We start from the raw sequence: 9,572 nt of genomic DNA, 5'->3' as shown, positions 1-9,572 counted from the left end.
CAAATAATTGACCCATACCACAAGAATGTAATTGACAATCACTTCCCACGAACCCCGATTGGGGTTTGTGTCGAATTAGTCTCAGCCCTTCATTAATGATGCGCCCTCATTTCGAGGGTGCACTTCTTTAGTGCGTCAACACAACTGATTTCCCCTTTTTGGTGCGTGCGCGTCAAATTGACGCACCATGTTGTCACTCTCCGATTGACACCCAATCGTGTTGCGAACATGGCCCCAAGAGCGATGGCGGTCAATGTGGCCCGGCTCTTGCTATTGCCCGAGCAGCCCGGTCGCCGAGTGGATCGCTCTCTCGACACTGGCCCTCCACCGTAAGGACTGGTGATAAGCAGCAGATGAACTACGACTGGCGATTCGACATAGTGTGGGATTACCGTGAGGTGTACTTCTCCGGTGCCGTCATGACAATGTCGATCAGCCTGATCGCAGTCACCATGGCTCTCACCATTGGGATTCTGCTCGGATCTCTCAGGGCCAACCGCACACGGTTTTTCTCCCCAGCGGCAGCGGTATACATCGAGTTTGTCCGGAATACGCCGTTGTTGGTGCAGATCTTCTGGTTCTTCTACTGCATGCCCGTGCTATTCGGCGTCTCGTTCTCGGCCTTCTGGTCGGCGACGATTACGCTGGGCATCCACTTTTCCGCCTACGTAGCTGAGGTTTTTCGCTCCGGCATATCGTCAATTGATCGGGGCCAGGGCGACGCGGCGCGAGTCATGGGCCTGTCACGGTTGCAGACCATGCGGCACATCATCCTGCCGCAGGCGTTCAAGCGAGTTATTCCCCCGTTGGTAAATTGCTTCGCAGACATCGTGAAGTTGTCGTCCCTGGCGGCGGTGATCGGCGTCTACGAGATGCTGCACTCCATCAATAACCTCATCATGAACTCGTTCCGCCCGCTGGAGTTATACACGGCGCTAGCAGTCTTCTACTTCCTGCTGATCTATCCGATATCGCTCACCGCGCAGTTGGTCGAGCGCCGAATGGCGAGGAGCAACGCATGAGTGCGGCCATCCGCAGTGATGGGCAGTACGCTCTTGAGTTGCATGGCGTGCATCTGCGCTTTGGTGCCAACACCGTCCTCAAGGGCCTGAACCTCAAGGTCAGTCCGGGAGAGGTTGCTTGCATCATCGGGCCTTCCGGGTCCGGCAAGAGCACATTGCTGCGGTGCGTGGCAATGCTCGAGGAAGGCTTCGAGGGTGAAATTCGCATCTTCGGCGAGAGTACCAATCACCTCGGGCGGCGACCGTGGATTCGACCGAATCCAGCGACGGGCGGTGCCGTCGTCGGTATGGTCTTTCAGTCGTTCAATCTGTGGCCGCACATGACGGCCGCACGGAATATTACGGCGCCCCTGGAGTTGGTTAAGGGGCTCTCCAAGGACGACGCCCTGTCACTGGCGGCGGACATGCTCGCAAAGGTTGGCTTGAAGGATAAGGCCGATGCCTATCCGGATCAGCTCTCCGGCGGGCAGAAACAACGCGTCGCAATTGCACGGGCCCTGGCCATGAAGCCACGGATCATGCTGTTCGATGAAGCCACCTCGGCGCTGGACCCTGAACTCGTGGGAGAGGTGCTCGCCGTGATGCGCAATCTCGCGGAGGAGGGCATGACCATGCTCGTGGTCACCCATGAGATGTCCTTCGCGCAGCGGGTTGCCGACCGGGTGATCTTCATGGACGACGGGCAGGTGGTGGAGGACGGTTCTCCGGACATGGTCCTGCGCAATCCCCGAGAGGCGCGAACGCAAGCCTTCCTTTCCGCCATCAGTCATGAACTGAACTAATTACAACCCAAACGAGGACACCTCCATGCAAACCGGAATAACCCATAAGCCCTGGCTGCGTATCTCAGGGCTCGCAGCTCTCCTGATAGCACTGCTCGTTGGCATGTCCACGCTGCACGCCCGATCCTTGAATGACATCACGTCCTCGGGCGTCCTCCGGATCGGTGTGATTCCATTCGATCAGGACATCATCAAGGACCCGCGCTCCGGCGAGTACGGCGGCGCGTTTATCGACGCGGCAGAGTACATCTGCGAGAACATGCAGGTCCGCTGCGAGTACGTCGAAGTCACCTGGCAGTCCTTTGTTGCCGCATTGCAGGCTGGCCGCATTGATGTGTCAATCGCCTCTACCTACTCGACCATCTCCCGGGCCACTGCCGTTGCCTTCAGCCGCCCGATCTATTATCTGGGTTACAAGGGCGTGACCCGCGCCGGGCATGATCGATTTGAGGATGTCGGCGAACTCAACGATTCCAGCGTGCGTGTTGCCGTGTGCCAGGGATGCGGTCAGATGGAGTGGGTGCAGAGCGTGGCACCGGACGCCAACCTGCGCGTCGTGACGACGGAAGAAGCAGCCATGCTTGAGGTTGTGACCGGCCAGGCCGATATTGCCATCGGCGCAGCTTCGGCGGCTGACAACGCGCTCGCATCGCAATCCTCCCTGCGCGCCGCGCTGGGCGGACACATCTACAGCATGAACCAGGTGGCCTGGGCCACCAACTACGCCAATGTCGAGCTGAAGTTTTTCATCGATACCGCCATCGGGCAGCTCATCGCGAGCGGCGCACTGCGGGAGTTTGCCGAAGAACACGGCGCGCCGTGGGCCGATGCCATCGCCAACTGAGCTACAAACTGGTCTTACCTTTCGCCCGCGCCCGTTGCGCGGGCGCCCTAAACAGGATTGATCGCATGCCCAAGCAACAATTGGTACCGGAAGTTCTGCAGTTTCAGCCACGACCCAGCTATCCCTATTCTCCCGGCGCCAAGGCGGGAGGGTTCGTGTTCACGGCAGGGCAGGTTGCCTGGGGTCCGGATGGCAACGTGGTCTGCAAGGGAGACGTTCGTGGCCAGACGGTGCAGACCCTGAAGAACGTGCTAGCTGTCTTGCAGGAAGGCGGTGCGGGCCCGGACGACGTGGTGAAGTGCACTGTCTATCTCACAGATATCAGAGACTTCGACGTCATGAACGCCGAGTTCGAAAAGGTATTCCCGAACAAGCCACCGGCGCGCACCACCGTTCAGGCAAAGCTGGCCGAGCAGGAGATGCTAGTCGAGATCGAGGCTATCGCTTACGTGGGCGTATAAAACGCCCTCCGAGAAGCAACTCCGCCGCTCAATACTGAGTTCGCACCGTATCTGAATGTGAGCTGTTTCTGGCTTGCATGAATCTGGTGCAGAGCGGCGGCACCCCGCCCAAGTTCGATGCACGCCCCAGGGCGTTATTTGTCGTCTTTGAGAACACCACATTTGATAACGTCAATAAAACATACTATAAACAGAGGCTAATAAAAAATGGCATGCAACATGCAAAATGCCAGCTCGCCCGTCAAGCATGGGTAAAGCGACGAAATCTCGCCGCAGAGGGCTTCACGACAGCAGCAGAGGACGAGAGACGATGGCTATGAGATCACACCTACTTGGTTTATTGGCGGCAGGGGTATTGGGCCTTGGCAGCGTGGGTACGAGTCAGGCTGATGTCCGCTTGACTCTTGGGCATACAGGAGACTCCGGATCACTCTATGCCTTGTCAGCGGAGGAGTTTGCCCGAGTGGCAAACGAGCGGCTTGATGGCTACACCGTAACTGTCTACGGCTCAAGCCAGATGGGCAGCGACACTGAAATGCTCCAACGGCTGCTGGTCGGCACTCTGGACATGGCGATGCCATCAACGGTGATGTCCTCGGAAGTGCCGGAGTTTGCCGTTTTCGAAATGCCTTATCTGGTGCGCGACCGGGAACACATGAAGCGCATCGAAGAGGCATTCTTCTGGGACGATCTGGCCCCCCTCGCGGAACAGAAGGGTTTCAAGGTGCTGGGTCTATGGGAAAACGGGTTCCGTCATCTGACGACCTCGCGCCGCGCCGTAACAGAGCCGGAGCATCTTTCCGGCTTGCGCATCCGTACGCCCGGCAGCCCGTGGCGTCTTGCCATGTTCGAAGCTTACGGCTCCAACCCTTCACCGATGGAGTTTTCGGAGGTTTTTCTCGCACTGCAGACCAGGGTCATGGACGGCCAGGAAAACCCCTTCGCCCAGATCTACACCTCACGATTCTACGAGGTTCAGGACCACCTGTCCCTGACTCGGCATGTCTATACTCCGCTCTACCTCACAGCAGGTGTACGTAACTTTGCGACGCTGCCCGCCGAGGTGCAGGAGACCCTCCAGCAAACTGCAAGAGATGTGCAGAGTTTCGTCTACGAGACGGCGGCCCGTCTTGAAGACGAACTGCTGGAACTGCTTCGGGAGACCGATATCGAGATTCATTCGGTGAATACCGATGCCTTTATCGATGCAAGCGCTCCGGTCTACGAGCAGTTCGCGCGGGAGGTCCCGACTGCAGCCCAGATGGTTGAAACAGCCATCGAACTAGGCCGCGAATAAGCGGCTATGCGCCGCCGGCCGCTCGTGCGGCTGGCGGCGCTCGTCAACCATCCCAGGCAGAAGGAGACCGTGATGCTGTCCAAGATGGCCATGGCCGGCCGGATGCTCGACCGCATATTGACGGTGGTCATGATCCTGCTGATGGCTGCACTGGCCGCACTGGTCATAGCGGCCGTGGTGTTTCGATACACCGGCTACTCGCTGCGCTTCTATGACGAATTGGCTGCGATGCTGCTTGCGTGGATCACGTACTACGGAGCCGCACTGGCAGCGATCAGGGGGCAGCACATGGCTACCACCGGGATAGTCAACAGAATGCCGCAGGCGTTGCGCGTTGGCGTTTGCCTGCTCAGTCGAACCCTCACCATTTCCTTTCTCGTCATCCTGGCGGTGATGGGTTTCCGTGTGCTTGATGCGATCTCGGGGATGCACATGAACTCTCTGCCCATCATGCCCAGGTCCATCGCGCAGCACGTCGTACCTGTAGGGGCTTGCCTGTACATCCTGGCAGAGCTATTGCGGCTGCCCGTCTCCATAGAAGAAGCACGGCAAGGGCGAATTTCCGCATCGGAAGGCTAGCCCCCGCGTAACCCAAAACGACAGGAACGCCCGTCCGGAGGAGTGACATGGTCATATTGCTGGTGCTGCTCTCACTCGTCGCTTTGATACTCCTTAGTGTCCCCATTGCAATAGCCCTGGGCGCAGTGGGTACGGCGGCGATCTGGATCGGCTTTGGCGATCGATTTCTCATCAACGTGGCTCTGTCGATGTACGAGGGTGCGACGCGGTTTCCGCTGATTGCCATTCCGTTGTTCGTGCTGGCCGGCTCGATCATGAACCACACCGGGATCTCGCGCAGGCTGATCGACTTTGCCTACGCCCTGATCGGTTTCGTCAGGGGCGGCCTCGCAATGGTGAACGTCGGCGTATCGATGTTCTTCGCCGAAATCTCGGGGTCGGCGGTAGCGGATGTCGCGGCCGTGGGCTCCGTCCTCATTCCGGCCATGAAAAAGAAGGGGTATCCCGGACGTTTTGCGGCTGCGGTGACATCGTCTTCGGCGTCGTTGGCGATCATCATTCCGCCGTCCATCCCCATGATTCTTTATGCGGTTATTGCGCAGACATCCGTCGTTCAGTTGTTCGTGGCTGGCGTGATTCCGGGTTTCCTGGGTGGCTTCGGAATGATGCTGATCTCTTATTTCTATGCCCGGAAGCTTGGGTTGCCTGCGGAAGATATCTTCCAGTTGAAACGGGTTTGGACCACCTTCAAGGCCGCAGCTTGGGCACTCACTCTGCCTGTCATCATCTTGGGTGGGATCCTCGGGGGTATTGTGACTGCCACCGAGGGCGCGGGCATCGCGGTTGCGGCGGCGCTTTTCATCGGCCTGGTCATCTATCGTGATCTGACCTGGCAGGGCTTGTTGAAAAGTCTGGTGGATAGCGGCGTGCAGACCGCCGTGGTGATGCTCCTGGTGGCGGCCTCTGCGGTGGTGGGCATGTACCTCACTATGGACGGCGTACCGCAACGACTCGCAGCCCAGATCCTCGGTTTCACCAGCAACCCCTACGTGATACTGGCAATGCTCAATGTGCTGTTCCTGATGATCGGAATGATCCTGCATTCCGCGTCAGCCATCATTCTGGTCGTCCCGATCGTGATGCCGCTGGTTACGCTGGTTGGCATCGATCCCGTGCATTTCGGTGTCCTCGTTACACTGAACCTTGCCATCGGACAACAGACTCCGCCGGTTGCCAGTGTCCTGATGACAACCTGTTCCATTGCCCGAGAAGACATCTGGGATGTGACTTGGGCAAATATCCCATTCCTGATTCTGCTGTTGGTGCTCCTGGCCCTCGTGACCTATGTGCCGTTCGTCTCAATGGGACTGGTCGAGGCCTTCTACCGATAGCGAGTCGCTGATCGAGACCAAACAGGCCCGGCACCGTCGGGCACAAGTAATTCACAAACTGCTGCGAAGAGGAAAAATCATGGTACAGGAACGACATGTGATCGTTCATGACGATGACCGGGGTCGCATCGTATACATGGACTCCATCACCCACGCCAACGAGAAATACGGACCGGATGACGTGCTGATCGGTGGATCGTGGATGGGGGTGGTTACGGTGAGCTTCGCCGCTCCGCTGAAGCCCAAGGCGATTATCTGCAACGATGCCGGGGTGGGTTTGAATGGTGGAGGCATCAATGGCCTTTACTATCTTGATGGACTCTACATACCCGCTGCTGCCGCCGCGGCCAACTCTTGTGAAATCGCGAACGGGCAGAGTCACTGGGAGACTGGCGTCATCAGCCATGTGAATCACTGGGCCCGCGCCTGCGGCTGCGAGCCTGGCATGAGTGTGCAGGAAGCTGCGAGAGCCATGCTGAACTGGAGTGACGCAGTACGCGAAGCGGCTCCAGGCAGGGACTCTCGCCATACCGTCTACGATGCAGACGATGGACAGATCGTGACCGTCGACAGTATCAAGTTCGTTGTTCCCGAGGACCGGGATAAGGTCGTGATCATCGGTTCGCACGGTGGGGTTACGACTTGCGGGTATGCGGCTCCCGTATCACCGCGAGGCGTCATCACCAACGACGGAGGAGGGGGGCGCGATGGAGCCGGTACGCGTGGTCTGAAGTTACTCAACGACACTGGTATACCAGCGGCAGGGGTTGCCGTTCATTCCGCATCGATTGGTGACGGATACGGCATGTATCAGTACGGTATCATCAGTACCGTCAATGAAGCTGCAGCAGCGCTCGGGGCGCGCCCGGGAATGCGGACTCGCGACGTTGCTGACTTGTTCCTGCGGGGTGCTTAGGCAGCACTTTCGACCGTCAGGCGATTCAGGCCCGCCCAGCCTGGCCGGCCCTGGCCGCTACCTGTCTTACGGCAATAGGGGAGTGGAGCACGGTGTCCAGCTTATGTTGCAGGTGCTCCTTAAGAATCTGGCCTAGACGCTCCCCGTCCCTGGCTTCCAGGGCTTCCATGATGGCCTCATGATCCTCGATTGCGGTCTTCCAGTCATCCTTCCGCATAGAGGCCACATACCGGGATCGTTGCACTCGGCCAGCCAGGCCGCCGTACATCTGGACAAGTACGGGATTGTTCGCTGCCGCCATGATGGATTCGTGTATCTGGCGGCCCAAGCGTGAGTATTCCGTAAGCTTCTGTTCTTTATAACGTTCGACCATACGACAGTGCAGGGTTCGAATCCTGGCCAGTTCAGCATCCGTGATATGCCTGCAAGCGAGTTCCCCGGACAGCGCCTCAAGGGCCGCCATGACCTGAAAGGTATTCTCAAGATCTTCCTGGGAAAGTTGGGCCACCCGGGCGCCGCGATTCTGCGTAATCTCGACAAGACCCTCAACTGCCAAGACCTTTAACGCCTCCCTAAGAGGTGTCCGCGAGATACCAAATCGCTCGCTCATCTGCCGCTCGGCAATTCTGCCGCCTGGTGGCAGTTCGCCTTTCACGATAAGTTCTCGGATGCGGTCAGCCGCTTCCATATGCAGCGATTTTCGCTGAATGCGCATACTTGCCCCTTAGGCCAGGATGGCCGGCCATCAGCCTCAAAAGGTAACACGCGAGCGGGCGATGCAGAGCATACTCGTCGAAAACGGGGTGATCACGCTACACGGGCGAGTCGGGTTGAGATTGCGGAGACGGGCAGTTTCAGGAGCGGGCGGCAAGATCGCCCTCCAGCGTGCTGCGCGTGAAGTCCTCAATGTAGTCGACCAATTCGTCCGAGGCGGCAGCAGCCGCCTCAGAGCGGCCGTGGCTGATCTTGCGCGCGATAGTCGCGTGCAATCGGGCGCATCTCGGTAGGTCCAGCGCTTCCTGGTAGTGCTGGTACCAGAATCGGCGGGCAAGTCCCTGCATCAAGCCCATGGTCTTGCGTGCATATTCGTTTCGGCAGGATCGCGCAACAAGTCGATTGAATTCCTTGTCCAGGCGCATGAACTCGATATCATCGTTACGGTCTGCGCAAGCCTCCATTCCCTCTGCCAGTTGCTTGAACTGGCTCCGCTCGGCCGCAGTTGCCCGGGTGGCGGCGAGTCGCGCCATCAGGCGCTCAACTTCACGCCTGACCCGAAGCAACTCCAACTGACTCCGGACGTTGATTTCCGAGACCAGCACGCCGCGTCGGGGCAGAATGACAACGAGGCCTTCCAGCGACAGCCGCTGCAAGGCCTCGCGGATCGGCGTACGACCAATGTCGAGCGTTTTGGTCAGGCCGGCTTCTGAAAGTACCTCACCGGGCTGCAATTGCAGTGTGACGATCATTTCCTCAAGGATTGCATAGGCCCGGTTGGTCAGGGTTTCTCCCGCTCCGGGAGCATCTATTGCGGTTACCGAATTGATCGCAGTTGGGTCGTTCAAAGCAGGCCTCCCTCTATCGCATGCCCTAGATATATCAGATCGTGGTGTTCTTCACACAATCGAACGGCCAGAATTATCTGTGAGGGCTATCGGGGGAACGACTTCTGACATCCCTTGGGCACTACGTGAGACGCATCTGCTAGCTGGATCCTTTTCCCTTCTTCTTGGTCTCCGGGAAGAGCCACAGTGCGACGATCATGAACATGCCGAGCAGAAGCACCAGCCACTTGGTCAGTTCCTGTCCAGCCGACGCCTGGAAGAAGTAGATGATCACGGCGGTCACTGCGACGGCGAGCGACAGAATGGCTTTGATGTGGTTTGGCATGATTGGCTCCGTCTACTTGTATCAGTTGATATTGAAATGCAGGGTCACGAGAATCATCGCGCCGCTGACGGTAACGGCGACGCCTGCTCGGCTGTCAGAAAATTTGCGGGGCAACGCCTGAAAGGCGAGCGGCGCGAACAGCACCGACAGGCCGGCCGCGATCATTGCTATCGTCCAGGGTAGGGCGGTGACGGCGAGCCATGCCGCGCCGACCAGAAGGGTGAGCACAACGAGCAACAGCAGATAAACCAGGGCTTGTCCCCCAGGCTGTCGGAGTGCCGCCGGCCTGGCTTCAGCGGGAAAGTATCCGCTCAGGCCGACTATCCCGAGTACAGCCACGAACATCGACAGCGTGTAGAGAGCAACGGCGTCAAACGGCATTGGGCACTGGCTCCAGATTCACATCTTGTGTGATATGTTAACAATACATCACCCATCTTCGGGGCACAATTC

The 9,572-nt window shown here is 58.4% G+C and carries 13 protein-coding genes; 9 read left to right on the top strand and 4 right to left on the bottom strand.

Annotated elements, in window-relative coordinates:
* The first annotated feature begins 353 nt into the window (after nt 1-353).
* The 9 genes from J2T57_RS14320 (at nt 354) to J2T57_RS14280 (ending at nt 7,232) form a co-directional block, all read left to right on the top strand.
* On the top strand, nt 354-1,022 hold the full coding sequence (locus tag J2T57_RS14320; protein WP_253479512.1) for an amino acid ABC transporter permease: 669 nt from the start codon (nt 354-356) through the stop codon (nt 1,020-1,022).
* Nucleotides 1,019-1,804, top strand: a complete 786-nt coding sequence (locus J2T57_RS14315) for an amino acid ABC transporter ATP-binding protein (protein ID WP_253479510.1) — start codon at nt 1,019-1,021, stop codon at nt 1,802-1,804. Before J2T57_RS14320 ends, J2T57_RS14315 begins: the two co-directional genes overlap by 4 nt.
* Nucleotides 1,805-1,829: 25 nt before the next feature.
* The gene (locus tag J2T57_RS14310; protein WP_253479508.1) at nt 1,830-2,648 is read left to right on the top strand and encodes a substrate-binding periplasmic protein; all 819 of its coding nucleotides are present in this window, start codon (nt 1,830-1,832) and stop codon (nt 2,646-2,648) included.
* 65 nt (nt 2,649-2,713) lie between these two features.
* On the top strand, nt 2,714-3,109 hold the full coding sequence (locus J2T57_RS14305) for a RidA family protein (RefSeq protein WP_253479505.1): 396 nt from the start codon (nt 2,714-2,716) through the stop codon (nt 3,107-3,109).
* Between the two features lie 77 nt (nt 3,110-3,186).
* Nucleotides 3,187-3,429, top strand: a complete 243-nt coding sequence (locus tag J2T57_RS14300) for a hypothetical protein (RefSeq protein ID WP_253479502.1) — start codon at nt 3,187-3,189, stop codon at nt 3,427-3,429.
* On the top strand, nt 3,336-4,406 hold the full coding sequence (locus J2T57_RS14295; RefSeq protein WP_366519107.1) for a TRAP transporter substrate-binding protein: 1,071 nt from the start codon (nt 3,336-3,338) through the stop codon (nt 4,404-4,406). Before J2T57_RS14300 ends, J2T57_RS14295 begins: the two co-directional genes overlap by 94 nt.
* 72 nt (nt 4,407-4,478) lie before the next feature.
* Nucleotides 4,479-4,985 (top strand): TRAP transporter small permease, encoded by a 507-nt coding sequence (locus J2T57_RS14290; protein ID WP_253479497.1) that lies wholly within the window; start codon nt 4,479-4,481, stop codon nt 4,983-4,985.
* Between the two features lie 62 nt (nt 4,986-5,047).
* A complete protein-coding gene (locus J2T57_RS14285) occupies nt 5,048-6,316 on the top strand; it encodes a TRAP transporter large permease (protein ID WP_253480563.1) in 1,269 nt (422 codons plus the stop codon).
* A 79-nt stretch (nt 6,317-6,395) separates the two neighbouring features.
* A complete protein-coding gene (locus J2T57_RS14280; protein WP_253479495.1) occupies nt 6,396-7,232 on the top strand; it encodes a hypothetical protein in 837 nt (278 codons plus the stop codon).
* A 25-nt stretch (nt 7,233-7,257) separates the two neighbouring features.
* Here the strand turns inward: J2T57_RS14280 and J2T57_RS14275 are convergent, their stop codons facing one another.
* The 4 genes from J2T57_RS14275 to J2T57_RS14260 all read right to left on the bottom strand — a co-directional run bounded on the left by J2T57_RS14275 (nt 7,258) and on the right by J2T57_RS14260 (nt 9,500).
* On the bottom strand, nt 7,258-7,947 hold the full coding sequence (locus tag J2T57_RS14275) for a GntR family transcriptional regulator (protein WP_253479493.1): 690 nt from the start codon (nt 7,945-7,947) through the stop codon (nt 7,258-7,260).
* 139 nt (nt 7,948-8,086) lie between these two features.
* On the bottom strand, nt 8,087-8,794 hold the full coding sequence (locus J2T57_RS14270) for a GntR family transcriptional regulator (protein ID WP_253479491.1): 708 nt from the start codon (nt 8,792-8,794) through the stop codon (nt 8,087-8,089).
* Nucleotides 8,795-8,933: 139 nt separating this feature from the next.
* Nucleotides 8,934-9,119 carry a hypothetical protein gene (locus tag J2T57_RS14265; RefSeq protein ID WP_253479489.1) on the bottom strand — a complete coding sequence of 62 codons (186 nt, stop codon included), beginning with the start codon at nt 9,117-9,119 and terminating at the stop codon, nt 8,934-8,936.
* 21 nt (nt 9,120-9,140) lie between these two features.
* Nucleotides 9,141-9,500 (bottom strand): hypothetical protein, encoded by a 360-nt coding sequence (locus J2T57_RS14260; RefSeq protein WP_253479487.1) that lies wholly within the window; start codon nt 9,498-9,500, stop codon nt 9,141-9,143.
* Nucleotides 9,501-9,572: the final 72 nt, after the last annotated feature.

This window comes from Natronocella acetinitrilica (assembly GCF_024170285.1).
Taxonomy (GTDB): Bacteria; Pseudomonadota; Gammaproteobacteria; order Nitrococcales; family Aquisalimonadaceae; genus Natronocella; species Natronocella acetinitrilica.
This window is presented reverse-complemented; position numbering and strand designations above follow the sequence as displayed.